The 17410-nt window shown below is 62.2% G+C and carries 11 protein-coding genes and 1 pseudogene; 5 read left to right on the top strand and 7 right to left on the bottom strand.

All coding sequences use genetic code 11. The annotated features are described in order from the left end of the window. Nucleotides 1-20 precede the first annotated feature (20 nt). Both NED97_RS20835 and NED97_RS20830 read right to left on the bottom strand, forming a co-directional pair. On the bottom strand, nt 21-1964 hold the full coding sequence (locus tag NED97_RS20835; RefSeq protein ID WP_252490721.1) for an aldehyde ferredoxin oxidoreductase family protein: 1944 nt from the start codon (nt 1962-1964) through the stop codon (nt 21-23). 29 nt (nt 1965-1993) lie between these two features. Next, on the bottom strand, nt 1994-2281 hold the full coding sequence (locus NED97_RS20830; RefSeq protein ID WP_252490720.1) for a HalOD1 output domain-containing protein: 288 nt from the start codon (nt 2279-2281) through the stop codon (nt 1994-1996). 248 nt (nt 2282-2529) lie between these two features. Between NED97_RS20830 and NED97_RS20825 the strand changes: the two are divergent. Further along, nucleotides 2530-3165: pseudogene (locus NED97_RS20825) on the top strand (IS6 family transposase). A gap of 154 nt (nt 3166-3319) precedes the next feature. Here NED97_RS20825 and NED97_RS20820 read toward each other — a convergent pair. Beyond that, nucleotides 3320-3979 carry a helix-turn-helix domain-containing protein gene (locus NED97_RS20820; protein WP_252490719.1) on the bottom strand — a complete coding sequence of 220 codons (660 nt, stop codon included), beginning with the start codon at nt 3977-3979 and terminating at the stop codon, nt 3320-3322. A 210-nt stretch (nt 3980-4189) separates the two neighbouring features. Here NED97_RS20820 and rdfA point away from each other — a divergent pair, with 210 nt between their 5' ends. Continuing rightward, a complete protein-coding gene (gene rdfA, locus NED97_RS23275) occupies nt 4190-4807 on the top strand; it encodes a rod-determining factor RdfA (RefSeq protein ID WP_345781246.1) in 618 nt (205 codons plus the stop codon). A gap of 235 nt (nt 4808-5042) precedes the next feature. Next, on the top strand, nt 5043-6968 hold the full coding sequence (locus NED97_RS20815; RefSeq protein ID WP_345781245.1) for an archaea-specific SMC-related protein: 1926 nt from the start codon (nt 5043-5045) through the stop codon (nt 6966-6968). 32 nt (nt 6969-7000) lie between these two features. Here NED97_RS20815 and folP read toward each other — a convergent pair whose 3' ends face one another. After that, nucleotides 7001-9403: a dihydropteroate synthase gene (folP, locus tag NED97_RS20810; RefSeq protein ID WP_252490717.1), complete on the bottom strand. Its 2403-nt coding sequence runs from the start codon at nt 9401-9403 to the stop codon at nt 7001-7003. A gap of 88 nt (nt 9404-9491) precedes the next feature. Here folP and NED97_RS20805 point away from each other — a divergent pair, with 88 nt between their 5' ends. Both NED97_RS20805 and NED97_RS20800 read left to right on the top strand, forming a co-directional pair. Next, nucleotides 9492-10703 (top strand): alanyl-tRNA editing protein, encoded by a 1212-nt coding sequence (locus NED97_RS20805; protein ID WP_252490716.1) that lies wholly within the window; start codon nt 9492-9494, stop codon nt 10701-10703. Nucleotides 10704-10978: 275 nt separating this feature from the next. Next, nucleotides 10979-11956, top strand: a complete 978-nt coding sequence (locus NED97_RS20800; protein ID WP_252490715.1) for a formyltetrahydrofolate deformylase — start codon at nt 10979-10981, stop codon at nt 11954-11956. Nucleotides 11957-12223: 267 nt separating this feature from the next. On the opposite strand, the gene fdhF is transcribed toward NED97_RS20800, so the two are convergent. From fdhF to NED97_RS20785, 3 genes are all read right to left on the bottom strand, one after another. Continuing rightward, entirely contained in the window at nt 12224-15397 is a 3174-nt protein-coding gene (gene fdhF, locus NED97_RS20795) for a formate dehydrogenase subunit alpha (protein WP_252490714.1), read from the bottom strand. Further along, nucleotides 15394-16935 (bottom strand): NADH-ubiquinone oxidoreductase-F iron-sulfur binding region domain-containing protein, encoded by a 1542-nt coding sequence (locus NED97_RS20790; RefSeq protein WP_252490713.1) that lies wholly within the window; start codon nt 16933-16935, stop codon nt 15394-15396. The genes fdhF and NED97_RS20790 overlap by 4 nt, the downstream gene beginning before the upstream one ends. Nucleotides 16936-17016: 81 nt before the next feature. Then, complete coding sequence (locus NED97_RS20785; RefSeq protein WP_252490712.1) at nt 17017-17397, bottom strand: Rid family detoxifying hydrolase; 381 nt, start codon at nt 17395-17397, stop codon at nt 17017-17019. Nucleotides 17398-17410: the final 13 nt, after the last annotated feature.

Below are 17410 nucleotides of genomic sequence, written 5' to 3'. Positions count from 1 at the left end.
TTAAGTGAGTCAGCCACTCGTCAGTCGTCGGATGGGACTGCTGCACTGCCCTCATCGCTGCTGACGCCAGTTCCGGGACCGATCTCGATCTCGAGTTCGTCGAGTTTCTCGTCGGGGACAACGCCGTCAACCCAGCCGCGATGGTCGTAGTACTCCACTTTCATCTTCTCGAGTTCACAGTACTCGCCCTCGCTCGCACCCTGACCGGGAGTCTCACCTTCCTCGAGGAAGATCTCGGGGAGGGAGTCGTCATCGCCGTCGAAGCCAACGAGGTTGTTGTAGTACCGCTCAAGGTTATAGACCCGTTCACCACACTCGAGGAGGTCCTCCTCGCTGTAATCAAGTCCAGTCATTCCGTTGTACTGGAGGACGTACTCCTCGATCCCCTCGGCGAAGGCGTTGAATTTGCAGATGTCGAAGCTGTCGGAGATGGCGTGGAGGTCTTGAAATTCCGCGGTGAGTTCGCCCTTGCCTTCGTACTCGTAGGGGTCGACCTTCTCGGGAATACCGAGAATCTCCGCAGCGGGCGTGTAGCCGCGAAGGTGACAGGCCCCGCGATTCGACGTCGCGTAGCCGATACCCATCCCTTTCATGCAGCGCGGATCGTAGGCGGCGATGGACTGGCCTTTGACGTCGAGACGACAGTCATGGGCGTCGATTTCCTCGGCCACGCGTTTCTGACCCTCTGCGAGGAGGTCCGCCAGTTTGTCGTCCCGGGAGGCGATACGTTCGATCATCTCGATCATCGTTTCCGAGTCGCCCCATTCGAGCTCGTCGTTGAGGTCGTCGAGATGTCCTTTTTCGGTCGCATCCATCGCCATCGCCATGATATTGCCCACCTCGATGGTGTCGATACCCATGTCGTTACAGCGATCGATCATCACGGCAATCCGATCCCGGTCGTCGTTGGCCGAGTTTGTGCCGAGCGCCCAGGCAGACTCGTACTCGAAGGACTCCATCCGGACGTTCATCTCCTCGCCCTTGTGCATCACGTCGACCTCGACTTCCTTCTTGCAGGCGACCGGACAGGAGTGACACGTCGGCTCGTCGACGAGGATGTTCTCCCGGACGTTCTCGCCGCTGATGTTCTCGGCGTCGAGATCACTCGGTCGGTTCTCCTCGTTTTCGTTGTAAGAGATCCCCGAAGTATACCGGCCGTTCTTAGTCGGGTGGCCGTCCATCTCCTCGGTGATGTTCATCAGAACGTTCGTCCCGTACATCGAGAGGCCGCCCTCGTTGGGCGCCGTGACGTCGGACTCGGTGATCGCCTTCATCGCCTGCTGGTGGCCCTCCTGGAAGGTCTCCGGATCGGCAGGCTGGGGCATCTTCGTGCTGGACTTGACGACGATCGCCTTGAGGTTCTTCGACCCCATGACGCAGCCGGTACCGCCACGTCCGGACGCGCGGTCATCCTCGTTCATAATGCAGGCATAGCGGACCTGATTCTCGCCGGCCGGACCGATCGCCATCATCGAGAGATTCTTGCCGTACTGGCCGTCAACCTCCTCCTCGATCGTATCGCGAGTCTCGTGGACGCCGCTTCCCCAGAGGTGGGAGGCGTCCCGAAGTTCGACCTCGTCATCTTCGACAACGGCGTAAACCGGCTCGTCGGCCTCTCCTTCGAACAGTAGGCCGTCGAAGCCGGCCCACTTCAGCCGAGCACCGGACCAGCCGCCGTGGTGACTGTCGGTGACGGTGCCGGTCAGCGGCGATTTCGTACAGACGGCGATTCGTCCGCTCATCGTCACCTGCGTCCCCGACAGCGGCCCGTTCATGAACGCAAGCAGATTATCGGGACCGAGCGGGTCGACGTCCGGGCCTTGCTCGAAGACGTACTTCACCCCGAGTCCGCGCGCGCCGATGTACTTCTTCGCATCCTCTTCGTTGATTCCCTCGTACGCGATGTCGTTGTTTTCGAGGTCGATTCGCGCCACGTGATCTTGGAAGCCGCCAATGTCACTCATTACTTTGAATTAATAACTACGATCTTAATTTAGTTTTTCTTGATGAGAATCTGCCCGGTGCTCTGAACGAGAACGGTGTACCCGTAGTACGAGAAGGTAATACACCCCGCCCTGCAGACGCTCCCATCGTCGGACTCGAACGCCGTGTCGAGCGCTTCCGGCCTGATACTGTTACTCAGCGGCGGGAGTTCTCGCGGCGATTCGTTCTCGCACTTCGCGATCGCTTGGACGATCCGATCGCTCGCCCACTCGTCTCCGTCCCACTCGTGGTGTAAGTGCGTCGTTCGACTAGTTGCTGCGTCTATTGCACTGCTCATGGATCACCTATTGTTCATCACTCCAATGATAGTTGATGGGGAATATTCCTTGCCTTCAAATACCGCTATATAATGGGATGATTCTCTGACGCCTCCACGAATCGTTATCGTCAATTCGAGGGCGTCTTCTCGAGGAGTCTACCGATCTTCTCTCGTAGTATCTCTTCCATGAGGTCGTGTTTAGTTAAGCGTGAAAAGTGGTGGGGTCTACGACAGAAATCGACTGCCTCAGCGGTCGTAGCGACTAGATCGATTTGAGTTTTGTGGAAAAAGAACGGACACCGCGGCGACTGATGGAGTTGGGTATCCGATTCCATCTCGATAACCACTCTCTTTCGAATACCGTTCAGAAGTTAGAGGAGATCGCCGTCGAACGATCGCGAAATGCCGTTCGCGGTTGAGTGCAGAAAGCTGGTCGACAGCCCGCAACTGGCGCGAGTCCGGATCACGTTGCGCTCGACGAAACTGTGATTCGGATCGACGGTCAGCAGTACTGGCTGTGCGCTGTCGTCGATCCCGAGACAAACAGAATCCTGCGTACACGACCGTTTTCGACGACCACAACTGCTCTGACTGAGATCTTCCTGCGGGAGCTATTCGAGAGATACAACGTCGAGAACGCCGTGTTTCTCGTTGACGTAGCCCCCCATCTCCAGATTGCACTTCGCCGACGCGGGCTCCAATTGCGCTACGAAAAACAGGGAATTCGGAACACGGTCAAACGTATATTTCAGGGCATAAAACACCATTCCTCTTCGTTCTCAAACTGTTTCAGCCACACGAGGACGGCAATCGCAGAATCGAGATTCCAAGCCTTTGCCGTCTGGCACAATACTACAAACCAAGCACGACGTTCTATGAATACACAACTACTATTAATGTAATTTCCGTAAACAGATGTATCTGGGCGGGACTCAAGGGTATACGATCTTTCTATTAACAAACTATAGTAAAAATCGTTCTCTGAACGAACATAGAGTGAGTCTCATAGAAGAAGACTGTGATCAACGTTCGAACGAACCGTTCCGACGAGAGGGATCAATCGATATCCTCATCGTCCATCAGTGCCGCGGAGATCAGGTTCCGCATTCCCCGCCGGAGCCGCCCGCTCATCGCGGTTGACGAAACGTCGATTTCGTCGGCAACGTCGCTCAGCGCCATCTCCCGTGGCTCGCAAAAGTAGCCGCTCTCGTATGCTACTTTTAGCGCTTCGACTTGCTCGTCCGTTAATCCGTACGCGACGTCAGTTTCGCTTCCGGACCGTCCGTAGACTTCGATGATGTCGAAACGCATCTCCTGCTCTTTCGCGTACTCCCAGATTGTGGTGAGCGCCTCTCGGTCCGGGAGTTGGAGTTGGATAAACCATCCGCGACATTTGGTCTCCGCACGAAGCATAAATCCGTTCACGCGCGTCACAACGGGGCTCAGCAGTTCAGTACCGTCGGAATGTTTGATGTAGTAGATGTGTTGGTTCTCTCCTTCGTCGACGAGTTCGTAGCTCTCGACCGTCGGGTCCCCCGCGAGAAACGTCTCGAGTTCGTCAAGATCGGGATACTTGATGAGAAACGGGAATACGTTGGAATCCGGATCGGTGTTCGCCTGCGTAATCACTTCGATCTCGATATCCGCCGCACTCTGTAGCGTCGGGACTAGGGCGAGTTTGTCGTGTTCTGCGTAGGATTTTACTGTTATTGGCATCTCTCCGGTACTGATCGGTCACGGTCTTTCGGCAGTCGCCCCTGATCGGAATCGAATCGTTCTCGTGACGAATCGGTGTTACCCGACCGAATGGACATGTCTCTCACTGTTCGGGGAACCACTATAAGAGTATGGCTAGGACTGGTCCGTACCGGTCGATAGCATTATAGATACGGGAAGAAAATAAGCGATGAGCTCGGTACTACGTCCATGGGAGCTGACGAAACCGGGGCGGATTGCAAGATCGACCGAATTTCTCGGAAGTGGAATCTCGAGAATCTAGACGACCGATTGCTCGAGCGACGAAACGCAGGCGCTAGTCTCAGAGAACTCGAAACATACTACAACCAACAGATACTCGACGCAGCGATGCGAGATTCCGGAGTCGAAATGCTAGACGGTGAGGTTGAGAATCTGTACCATCTTCTCACCGACGCGGAAACCAGCGCGGGGACGAAAGTGGATGTGCAATCCCGCCTCGAACGAAACGGGCTCGATCCGGATACGATTCTGAGCGATTTTGTGAGTTATCAGACAGTTCGAACACACCTGAGAGACTGTTTAGGGATTGAGACGCATCGAAACACAGAATTCGATATAACTGACGCGAAGAACACTGTCTTCAAACTGCTGTCTCGAACCGAGGCGATTACCGAGCGAACGATCGATCGACTCCGTTCCGCTGGTCACCTGTCGATCAGCGAACCAGAAGTGACGCTGAGCTTACGAATCGCGTGTACGAAGTGCGGTGAAGAGTATCAGTTCACGCGACTCCTAGATCGCGGCAATTGTTCGTGCGAGAAGACTAACGAGCCATCGAATGAATAATGTGTGAAGTATGATAATAATGGCCGGTCAAAATCGATCGGGCTGCCGTTTTGAAGATGCCGGTCATAGGGTTCGACGCTCCCTTCCTTGGGTTGTTTGGGAACCAGTCGAAGACCGGTATCGAGACAGTCAATCCGGCCGTTGACCCGTGTAGCGCTGGGTAATGCCGACACAAGCTTAATGACTCCGGAGGGTTGAATGAATTATAAATAGGTCCCTCGTTCCTCCATTGATCATGACACTAACCAACTATTGTCAAAGTCCAGAAGATTTTCACGTCGAGCTTCGAAATATCGGGGGTATCTCCGACGGACAGATGACCATTTCTCCCGGAGTAACGCTACTCTCCGGAAAAAACGCATCGAACAAGTCGTCGTTCCTTCGAGGACTGGCCGGCGTTCTCGGCGGACCAATCCCCCCAGTAAAGAGCGACGCCGATAGCGGTACCGTCTCTCTTCGGACGGGCGGCGACGAGTACTCCCTCAAGATTTCGAACCGAGACGGAGAACGGGTCGTCACGAACGCAGATCTGGTTTCCGAACGGACGGATCTCTGCGAACTGTTCGTCGCACTCGAAGAGACGAACCCCATCCGACGGAGTATCCTCGCGGACGGTGACCTGTACGAACTGTTGATGCGTCCCGTCGACACTGCGGAAATCGAGGCCGAGATCGAGCGACTCAAGCGACGGAGGAACGAACTCGACGAACGACGTTCCGAGTTGGATCGGATGGAAGATCGCCTGCCGGCGCTTCGCACGCGGTCGGAAAACGTTCGGGACGAACTGGAGGAGGTCGAGTCGGCACTCCGGGCAAAGCACGACGCGATCGGAGCGAAGGAAACGGAGACGGGAGGGGACGACGTGCTGGACGAACTCAAAGAGAAGCGCTCGGAACGCGAGACCGTCCGGAACCGGATCCAGACGCAGAGCGAGGCGATCCAGTCACTCGGGGACGAACTGGGGGAAGTGGTCGAGCAGCAGGACCAGCTTGACCCGGCCGATTCGTCGACCGACGTTGATTCGATCGAAACCGAGATCGAACAGCTACATCACCAGAAACAGCAGCTGACGACCACGATCAACGCGTTGAGTCCGATCGTCGAGATGAACAATCAGCTGTTGGATGACGGGAAAGACATCCCCGACGAGATGAAATCTGAGAACGTTGTCGCCGAACTTGATCCGAGGTCGCGGTCGATTACCTGCTGGACGTGTGGCAACACGGTCGAACGGGAAGAGATCGCCGAACAGGTTCGAACTGTCCAGGAGATCCTGCAGGAAAAACGCGCTCAGCGCGAGACGCTCTCCGAGCGCATCCAGGAACTCGAGGACCGCAAGCGTCAGCTCGAACGCCATCGAAGTGAACGTGAACGCCTCGCGGAAAAGGAGCGCTCGATAGAGGAGGAAATCGAGCGACGAGAGGAGACCGTATCTCGCCTTCGGAAACGGCGGTCGTCCCTGAGCGACAAGATCGAAACGCTCCAGGCGGACGCCGAGGCGGCCGGCGAGCAGGACGACGAGTTGCTCGACCTCTACAGCGAGGTCAGCGACCTCGAGTACGAACGAGGGCAGTTCGAGAACGAACTGAACGGAACCGAACGCGAGATCGAGCGGATCGAATCCGAACTCGCGGAACGTGAGGTGGTCGCAGCGGAGCGTGATTCGGTAGCAAATCGGCTCCGGGAGCAGCGGGACCGCATCGAAACGCTCGAGCGCGACCTCGTTACCACGTTCAATGAATCGATGCAACGGGTGCTCGACATGCTGGATTACGAGAACGTCGAACGGGTCTGGATCGAACGGTTCGCAGGAAGTAGCGACGCACCGTCAGAGACGGAGTTCGAACTTCACATCGTTCGCTCGAATGAGGAGGGCACCGCGTACGAAGATACGATCGATAGTCTGAGCAAGAGTGAGCGAGAAGTGATCGGTCTCGTCGTCGCTTTCGCAGGCTATCTCACCTACGACGTCGCGAGCGAGCTCCCGATCATCGTCGTCGACGCGGTCGAGATGCTCGACGCGAGTCGAATCCGCGGACTCCTGAACTACTTCGATCAGCACGCCGAGTACGTCATCGCGGCGGTGCTGCCGGAAGAAGCGGCGGAACTCGAGGAGGCGTACCCGGCGGTTCCAACGTCGTCGTTCACCGCCGAATCCTGACTCGAGCCGCGAGCGACCGTCATTCCGTTGGACTAGTGGTCTCTCGTCGCTCGGACCGTTCCAATCGCCGCGGCGTTCTCTCGCACGTCGTGAACGCGGACGACGTCGGCACCCCGTTCGGCGGCCATCGTCGTTGTTGCCAGCGTCGGCGGAAGCCGATCGGAAGGCTGGCAGTCGACGCGTTCGAACATCGACTTTCGCGAGTGTCCGACCAGAATTGGACAGCCGAGTGCTCGAAGCTCCGGAAGTCGCTCGATCAGCTCGAAACTCTCGCTGGCGTTCTTCCCGAACCCGCAGCCCGGATCGACGAAAATTCGATCTCGATCGAGTCCCGCTCGTTCCGCGAGCAGTATCTTTTCTGAGAGGTCGTGGATGACGTCCTCGACGATGTCGGCGTACGCGGCGCTCTGGTCCGGATCGGCGGGTGTCTCGATGCTGTGCATGATAACGAGCGACGCATCGTGATCGGCCGCGACGAAGCGCATCTCGGGGTCCTCGAGTCCCGAGACGTCGTTGACGATGTCTGCGCCCGCCTCGAGCGCGGCGTCGGCAACCGCTGCTTTCCGGGTATCGATCGAGATCGGGACGTCCAGATCGGTGATCCGCTCGATCACGGGAACGACGCGGGCGATCTCGTCTGCGGTCGCGACCGGATCGGCGCCGGGGCGGGTACTCTCCCCGCCGATATCGACGATGTCTGCGCCGGCGGCGACCATCTCCCGAGCGTGTCGAACCGCGTCCTCGATCTCGTCGTACGCGCCGCCGTCGTAGAAGCTGTCCGGCGTAACGTTTAGAATCCCCATTAGCGCCGTCTCGTCTCCCCAGGGAGGCTGCGACGACCGGCGGTTCGAAGCGATAGCGCGACGAATCTGTGTCGAAACGTGCGACAGTCCGAATTCGTCCGTATCGATCGCAGCGACGAGATCCCGAAATTGGGCCGTCGACCCGGAGAGCACGGCGGTAACTCGCCGGCCGCTGGAATCGGTTTCGGAGAGCACGCAGGTTCCCCCGACCGATTGGAACGCATTTCGAACACGCTCCGACTGATTTCGACGGAGGTGAGTTTTGATGGTTCGGTAGATCGTCTCCTCGGCGATCGGCGCTTCGAGATCTGCGTCGTCCTCGTCGACGAATAGATCGTCCTCGGCCCGTGGGGTCGTCCGTTTCGGGATCTGTAACCGCGTCCACCGGTCGCGCGCTTCGGCGACGGCGTACAGCGATCCGGTGACGAGCACGCAGTCGTCGTCGTCCGCTTCCGAGAGGGCCCGTTCGGTCGCCTCAAGCACGGACCCGGCGGGATCGACCGTTGGCGCGCGCCCATCGAACACTCGCGCGAGCTCGTCGACGCACTCGGCGCGGGAGACGTCGGGTTCACAGAGGTGGATCGCGTCGACCGGTGGCAGCGCCGCGATCATCCGCCGGTGATCCTTGTCCGTCATCGCCCCAAAGACGAGGTGGAGGTCGTCGTACTCGTACCGATCGACGAGTTCGCCGAGCGTTGCGCAGGCTCCCGGATTGTGCGCTCCGTCGAGGATCGCTATCGGCTCCGTCGACACGATTTCGAATCGTCCGGGCCAGTGGGCCTTTCGGAGCCCCCGGGCGATCGTCTCCGAATCGACGGCTGCGATCTGTCTGGCCAGCGTCGCCGCGATGCCGGCGTTCGTCGCCTGGTGTTGCCCGAGAAGCGGGAGGTTGGTCTCGAGCGACCACGTCGGTGCCGTGATCGAAACGCTGCTCTCGATCTGGGAAGCCAGACCGTTCTCGCGAGCGATCACGTCCCCCTCGTCGCTGTCAACGGTAATCACGTCGGTTTCCGACCGGATCGCCTCGAGCGCGGCACCGTCCGCGCCGGTCACCAGCGGCGCGCCGGCCGACGCGACCTGCGCTTTGTCGCGAGCGATCGCCTCGATCGTGTCGCCGAGGATGTCGGTGTGCTCGAGCGTGACGCTCGTCACGGCGCTGGCGATCGGATCGACGACGCTCGTCGCGTCGTAGCGGCCGCCGATGCCGACCTCGAGGACGGCGACGTCGACGGCTTCGGCGCCGAAGTGGTCGAGTGCGAGCGCCGTGAGCACCTCGAAGTACGTCGGTCCGTCGTCCGCCTCGCGAAGCCGCTCGACGCAGCCGTCGATTTCGTCGACGAACGCTCGAACGCGCTCCTTCGGGATCTTTCGGCCGTTCACCCGGATTCGCTCGCGAAAATCGTTCAGATCGGGAGACGTGTAGAGACCGACGTCCAGCCCCGCGTCGCGAAGGATTCGCTCGAGCATTCGTGCTGTACTGCCCTTTCCGTTCGAACCCGCGATCTGGACGCAGTCGACTCCGTCGTCCGGACGGCCGAGGTGCGAGAGCAGTTGGGCCGTTGTCTCCGTCCCGAGTTTGGGCCGGCGCCGCTGTAGCGACTCGAGGTAGTCGACCGACTCGTGATACTCCATACCAAACTACCCTCTCGGAACCGTCATTAATTTGTCGCAGCACCGACTCCCGAACGGTTTATAACCTCGTGCGCAGACACTCGTGACGATGCCTTCCGAATCGCTAGCAAACCTCGCGTCTGTGGAGCCGTACGTGACGGATTTCGAGGCGCCGGTCGGAGCCGTCGACGGGACCGACGTCCAGCTCGAGAAGACGTACTTCTACGCCGAAGGCGGCGGACAGCCCGCCGATTGCGGGATGATCGACGGAATCGAGGTCGTCGACGTCCAGCGACGGGACGGAACGACCGTCCACACGTTGGCGACGAAACCCAACTTCGAAGCGGGCGACACCGTCACCGGCTCGGTCGACGACGAGTTTCGGACCTACTGCATGCGGGCCCACACGGCGAGTCACCTCTTGTACGGTGCCGGCCGCAAACTGTTCGATCAGCACGGATACGGCGGGTTCGATATCGGACCGGAGAAGGTTCGGTTAGACTTCGAGACGGACCGAGATCCGGACGAGGTGAACGCGCTCACCCTCGAGCGGATGATCAACGAGGCCGTCTGGGAGTCGAGGGACGTCTCCTGGCGGGAGATGGACGCGGCGCGGGCGCGAGAGCGCGACGAGATCGTGTTCAACCTCACGGACGAGGCCGAGCGGGCGGAGACCGTTCGCATCGTCGAGATCGAAGACTGGGATATCGCCGCCTGCGGCGGGACGCACGTCCGCAATACGCGCGAGATTGGCCCCGTCAACGTACTCGACGTATCGAACCCGGCTGCCGAACTCGTTCGCGTCGAGTACGCGGTCGGACCGACGGCCATCCGAGCGCGAATCGACGAGACGAAGGCTGTGACTCGAGCCGCTCGCACGCTGGATACGAACGTGCCGGACCTGCCGAGTCGAGCCGAGAACATCGTCGAATCGAACGCGGAGCTCGAAGCGAAGGTCGATCGGTTACGAGACCAACTGCTCGAGGAACGCCTCGAGACGCTGGCGAATGAGTCCGTCTCGAAAGGCGGGACCGAGTGGGTGATCGGCCACCTCGATATCGACGATGCGGAAGCGAACGACGTCTCGGGGCGTGTCAGGGCGCTCGCAGGTGAGGTCGGAGACGTGGTCGCGCTGACCGGCGGTAACGGAAGTTCGTTCGTGGTCGTCGGGACGACGGGCGAACCCGACGCGAGCGAGGTTGTCAACGACGTGACGGTGACATTCGGAGGTGGTGGCGGCGGCGGTGAGACGTTCGCCCAGGGCGGCGGGCTCGACGAGGAACCGTCCGCCGTCGCCGACTACCTTCGGGAACGGGCGTAGCTCACGCCCGAGGCGCCCCTCGTTCGGACCGGATCGATAGCCGCTTTTCACCGTTTCGGATCCCGGACACGAATTGGATCGGAAACACATCCTCTCTCCGCAATTTCAGGAGAACCAAGGTTCATTACCGACGGTCGGGAAGTGAGTGACTGGATGCCACACGAACAGAGCAAGCCGTCCGTGCAGACGGAGGAGCGACCGCGGCGTGCGACGGAAGCGCTCGTCCGACCGAGGATGATGGAACCGAACGGAACGCGAACGCAGGGGTGGAAAAAATGACCCGGGAGATGACCGAGATAACGATCGTTGGAGAGGACGATTCGGGACTTCTCGCCGACCTCACGCACCTCCTCTTCGAGCGCGGTGTCGACATCGCCGACCTCGATCAGGCCGTCCGAGAGGAGACGTTCCGGATAACCGTCCGAGCGGACACGTCCGAAATGGATCCCACGGAGGACGCGCTCCGGGAGGACCTCCGGGACCTCGGCGACGAGTTCGACGCCGACGTACAGGTACGCTTCCCCTCGAACTGCGAGAACCAGTCGATCGCCGTCCTCGTTACGAAGGAGAGCCACTGTCTCGAGGCGCTCCTCGAAACCTGGGACGACGGTGAACTCGGCGCCGATATCGAAGTCGTCATCGGAAACCACGACGACCTTCGGCCCCTCGCAACGGCGTACGACGTCCCCTTCCACGACGTCGGCGACGAGAGCGGGTCGCCGGACGAGGACGAACTTCTCGATCTCCTCGCCGAGTACGAAACCGATCTCATCGCGCTGGCCCGGTACATCCAGATCCTCTCGCCGGAGGTCGTCTTCCGCTACGAGGAGCGCATCATCAACGTTCACCCGAGCCTGCTGCCGGCGTTCCCCGGCGCCGCGGCGTACCGGCAGGCGCTCGAGAAGGGGGTCCGGATCGCCGGCGTCACCGCCCACTACGTGACCACGGACCTCGACCAGGGGCCGATCATCACCCAGCGTGCGTTCAACGTACCTGCCGACGCAGCCGAATCGGACCTCAAAGCGCGTGGCCAACCGCTCGAGGCGGAGGCGCTCGTCGAGGCCATCGAACTCCACCTCGAGGACGAGATTACGGTCCAGGAGGGACAGACGGCGCTCGCCGATCCGAACCGATCCGGCGTACAGCTCGGCGCACCCACAGAACTGGACCGAGCGAACCCCGACGCCCCGGTCGACAACCGCGAAGCGTTCGTCAACGACAAACGGGATACGACGGCCGTTGCTGACGACTAACGCGTCTTCCGCTCTTTCCTCCTCTCGCACCTGTCGCGCAGCGGGAGACGCCGCGAGGCTGACCGCTACCGTTCTATCGCTAATCGAGCGCTCCGGTACCGGTCGGTACCGCCCCGGATTAACACTGATAGTGCTGTGAAATCGTGTCCCGTTCACGGACGGGAACGAGTCGAAACAGTCGGAACGAGGCCGTACTACTCGCGCGGAGTCCCGTTCGCCCGGAGATGAGGAGAAGAGTTTACCGACATCTCCTCTTCTGGGGTCGTCTCAGTCGTCGTCGGCGGGGAGAGGAACGTCGTGCTCCCCGTCCGGCACCGCGGAATCGGCGGGACCGATCCGAACGCTCGAGACCTTGTACTCGGGGATTCCGCTGATCGGATCGAACTGTTTCTGCGTGAGCGTATTGACCGCACCCCTCGCGAAGTGCATCGGCATGAATACGACGCCTCGATCGGGCCGATCCGACACCTGGGCTTCGACGACGATCGAACCGCGCCGGGACTCGATCGTCACGTCCTGGCCGTCCGCGATACCGAGACGGCCGGCCGTGTCGGGGTGAACCTCTACGAAGCTCTCGCTGACGTGGGACATGATCCCGTCGACGCGTCGCGTGAGCGTCCCCGTGTGGAAGTGATACAGCACCCGGCCGGTGGTCAGCGTCAACGGGTACTCCTCGTCGGGGATTTCGCCCGGTTCGCCGAGATCCGCGGGGACGAAGCGGGCCATTCCGTCCTCGAAGTTGAACTCGTCCTCGTAGAGGTACGGCGTGCCCGGATCGTCCTCGTCGCGACACGGCCACTGGAGGCCGCCCTCTCGAGCGAGACGGTCGTGAGTGATGCCGCCGTAGATCGGAACGAGATCGCTGATCTCGTCCATGATCGTCGCCGGAGCGTCGTAGCTCCAGTCGTAGCCGAGGCGATTCGCCAGGGCCTGGAGAATTCGCCAGTCCTGCCGTGCACGTCCCGGCGGATCGACCGCCTGACCGACGAGCTGGACGCGTCGTTCGGTGTTCGTGAAGGTCCCCGACTTCTCGGCGAAGCTCGCTGCGGGGAGGACGACGTCGGCGTGCTCGGCCGTCTCCGTGAGGAAGATGTCCTGCACGACGAGGAAATCGAGGGCCTCCAGGGTCTCTTCGGCGTGGGAGATGTCCGGTTCCGAGAGCGCGGGGTTCTCCCCCATAACGTACATCCCCCGGACGTTCCCCGCGTTGGCCTCCGTGAACATCTCGGGAACCGTCAGTCCGATTTCGCCCGGCGGACGGTCTCCCCAGACGTCCTCGAACGCGTCGCGAACGTCGGGATCGTCGACCGGCTGATACCCCGGCAGGCTGTTCGGCAGGGTTCCCATGTCACCGCCGCCGCCCTGGACGTTGTTGTGGCCTCGGAACGGCGAGAGGCCGGCGTTCGGCTCGCCGACGTGGCCGGTCACCAGCGCGAGGTTCGCCAGCGCGAGCACGTTCTGGGTGCCGTGGGAGTGCTGGGTCATCCCCATCGCCCACCCGAAGACGCAGGTGTCCGCGGTCGCGATCGTCTCGGCCGCGGATGCGAGGTCGTCCGGATCGACGCCGCAGAGCCGTTCGACCTCCGCCGGCGTGAATGGTTCGACCTTCTCCTTCAACTCCTCGAAGTTCCTGGTCCGGGCCTCGACGAACTCCTCGTCGTGGAGATCGTGCTCGAGGACGTACCGGGTCAGGCCGTTGATCCAGGCGACGTCGTATCCGGGTTCGACGCGAGTGTACTGGTCGGCGTGTTCGGCGATCCCGACCTTCCGCGGATCGAAGACGAACAGATCCGCCCCATCGCGAACGTTCTGTTTGATGCGGGTTGCGAGTACGGGATGACTCTCGGTCGTGTTCGATCCCGTGATGAGGTAGCAGTCGGTGTTGGCGACGTCCTCGATACGGTTGGTCATCGCGCCGTAGCCGACGGTCTGTTTGAGGGCCGCGACCGTCGAGGAGTGACAGAGCCGCGCGCAGTTGTCGACGTTCTTGGTGCCGAGCACCTGCCGGGCGAACTTCTGCAGGAGGTAGTCCTCCTCGTTCGTACACTTCGACGACGCGAGACAGGCGATCGAATCGGCGCCGTACTCGTCGGTGATCGCGGATAGTTCGGTCGCGATCCGATCCAGCGCCTCCTCCCAGGTGGCCTCGCGGAGCTCTCCGTCTTCGCGAACCAGGGGCTGCTCGAGGCGGTCGTCGCTGTTGACGAAGTCGTAGCCGAACTTCCCCTTCACGCACGTCGAGAACCCGTCATTGGCGGGCGCGTGGTCGGCGTCGGTCGGTCGGACGCCCAGCACCTCGTCGTCCCTCGAGTAGACGTCGAACCGGCAGCCGACGCTGCAGTACCCGCAGGTCGTTTCCGTGACGTCGACGTCGTCGAGGCGGTGGTCGGCGACGAACTCGGCGATGTCGAACATCTGTCCCTCCGAGAGGACGCTCGCGGCGACGCTCTCGCCCGCGTGCTCGGCCTCGACGAGCGCCCGTTCGCCGACATCTCGGAGCGCGCTCCCGGCCTCCCGCCTGGCCCGTGCCATCATCCCCGCGACGCCCGAGGGCGCCGGTTCGGCGGGCTCAGTGGCGGGGTCGGCGCCCTCGTCCGGATCGTACTCGATCGTCTCTCCGATCGAGTTCTTCTGGTTGAAACCGGGGACCGGTAGCGTCGCCGTGTCGGCCAGCCCTTTCTCGGTGATCGAGCCCGTCGGACAGACTGTCGCGCAGTGGCCACAGGAGACGCAACTCGAGCCGGCCATCGCCTCGCTCTCGTTCTGGAAGGCGATCCGGGTATCCTCGCCCGTCCCCTCGATCCGGAGGACGCCCTCGACCTGCACGTCGTTGCACGCCTCGACGCAGCGGTTACAGAGGATGCACTTGTTGCGGTCGATCCGGATGAACGGCGACGTGTCGTCGAGCGGTTCGTACTCCTCGCGCTCGTCGAAGACGCCGTACCGGGGCTCCTCGACTTCCTGCTCGATGGCGGTGTCCTGGAGCTCGCAGCGACCGTTCTGTCCGCAGGTCGTACACCGGAGGTTGTGGTTCGACAGCACCAGATCGAGGTTGACGTCGCGGACCTCGGACGCGTCAGCCGATTCGGTCCGGACCGTCAGTCCCTCCTCGGCCGGGAAGCTACACGCCGGAACGAGCCCGTGCTCGTTGGTCTCGACGACGCAGGTCCGACACTCGCTGCGGGGGCCGATCTCGTCGCTCCGATCGTAGTGACAGAGCGCCGGGACGTCCGCGCCGACGGACTCGATCGCGTCGAGAAGCGTTTCGCCCGAATCGACGCGAACCGTTTCGCCGTCGACCGTGAGTCGCGTCGGCTCGGTGGCGCCCTCGAGCGCCGGATCGTTCGCCGTTCCCGTGGTGAAGTCCTCGGTCAGCGGCGTGCGTGGCTGTGGGTCTGTAACGTCTGGAACGCGCGGAATCGGGGTTTCTTCGGAACTCATAGGTACTGATCACACTCGCCGGCCGGACAGCGGCCCTCCGCGTGCGCAACGAACTCGGTCTCGAACTCGTTCAGCGCCGTCGTCACCGGCCGCGCCGCGTCGCGGCCGAACGAACAGAGGCTCGAGCGCTCCATCACGCGAGCCAGTTCGCGAACGTCGTCGATCGCGCCGTCGCCGTCGTACACTGCCCGCAGTAGCTCGGTGAGCTGTTTCGAGCCCTCGCGACACGGCACGCAGCGGCCGCAGTTCTCCTCGCGAGCGAACGCCGCGCGACGACCCGCGAAGGCGACCGCACAGCGGTCCCGGCCCAGTAGCTCGACGGGGCCGTCAGTTCCCAGGTCGGCCGCGTTCAACCCGTCGGCGCTCGCCGGTACGTCGAGGGCCTCGGTGAGGCCGCCGAAGACGCCGCCGACGCAGGCTGCCTTCATCGATCCCTCGAGTTCGACGCACTCGCGAAGCGTCGAGAGAGTACCGTCGGTCGGGAGTTCGACCGTCGCCGGGGCCGTGACGTCCCCGCAGACGTCGAACAGCCTCGTTCCGGGATCGCCCTCGGCGCCGCCGACGTCGCCGTTTTTGCGGACGAGGTGTCGAAGCTGTGCCACGGTTCGCGGCGTGTGGAGGAGGGTCGGTCGACCGTAAAGGCCGTGTTCGGCGGGCCCCGGCGGTTGGACGCGCGCCTCGAGTCGATCGGCACCTTCGAGCGACTCCAGTGCCATCGTGGTCTCGCCGGCCTTGTACTCGGCCGGACCGGCGACGACGTCGATCGAAACTCCTGCGTGGGATTCGACGGCCTCGGCTGCGGCGACCGCGTTGTGATACGCGCGCTCGTCCGTCTCGCCGAGGTAGACGACCACTTCCGGCGCGCCGATGGCGGTTGCGACCGCGGCGGCAGGGTCGATCACCGCGAACGGGTCGGCCTCGAGTAGCAGGCCGTCGGCCGACGCCCGCTCGTCGGCGTCGTTCGCGTTCACCACGACGACGGGGTCGCCGTCGGCCTCGCGGACCGTCCGCCAGGAATCGGCGACCGACTCGTCGGTGGCGACGTCGCCGCGACCGCGGCCGCGCACTCCGGTCCGCTCGGCGAACGCGACGAGGTCTTCCGGCGGGTCGCGAACGAGCATCTCGCCGCGGGCGCGGTAGTCTTCCTCGCTGGTCGGGACGACCCAGCCGCAGGCGCCGAGCACGCGACGGTTCCCGACTGCGAGGGGTCCCGTATCCGGCGCCGGAAGCGTCGACGCGTCGCGGTCGTGTTCGACGATGGTCGTCGCGTCCGCTGGATGTTCGCCGTTCGCTACCGCTGTTACCACGTCCCGGACGGTCTGCGGCGTGCATCGGTGGACGAACGCCGTCCGATCTCCGACGGTGGCCGTGACGAGGGGCTCTACGTCCTCCAGGCCGGTCGGACCGACCTCGACGATGCGAACGGCGTCGGCTGTCTCTCGTGCTGCTTCGAGTACCGTCGTTGCGGCACCGGCCTGTCGTTCTCCTGCCGCCACTCGAACGGCTCCTCCGGTGCCGACGATACCGCGTTCAGTCATCAGTATCGAACCCTACCGAGAGCGACGGTGTAAGTGTTATCGCTGGCCGTGACGCTCCCGAAGCACACGACCCGGGCCGCGTTACTCCGTCACCGCGACCGCTTCGATCTCGACCGCCGCCCCTTTCGGTACCCGTCCGACTTCGACCGCGCTACGGGCGGGTGGCTCGTCGTCGAAAAACTCGCTGTACGCCTCGTTGAACTCCTCGAAGTCGTCGATGTCGTCGAGGAAGACGGTCGTCTTGAGGACGTCCTCGAGGGAGGCGCCTTCGGACTCGAGGATCGCCTCGACGTTCTGCAAGCACTGTCTCGTCTGTTCGTCGACGGAGGCGTCGTCGAGCAGATCGCCGTCCGTCGTGAGCGGGAGCTGTCCGGCGGTGAACAGGACGTCTCCGCTCGTCGTCGCCTGGCTGTACGCACCGACGGCTGCCGGTGCATCGTCGGTGCTGATCGTGCGTTTCATAGCCGTACCCTGT

Origin of the sequence: Natronococcus sp. CG52, from assembly GCF_023913515.1 — an archaeon.
GTDB classification, from domain to species: domain Archaea; phylum Halobacteriota; class Halobacteria; order Halobacteriales; family Natrialbaceae; genus Natronococcus; species Natronococcus zhouii.
Note: the sequence above shows the minus strand (reverse complement) of the source record. Positions and strands in the feature narration are given on the sequence as shown.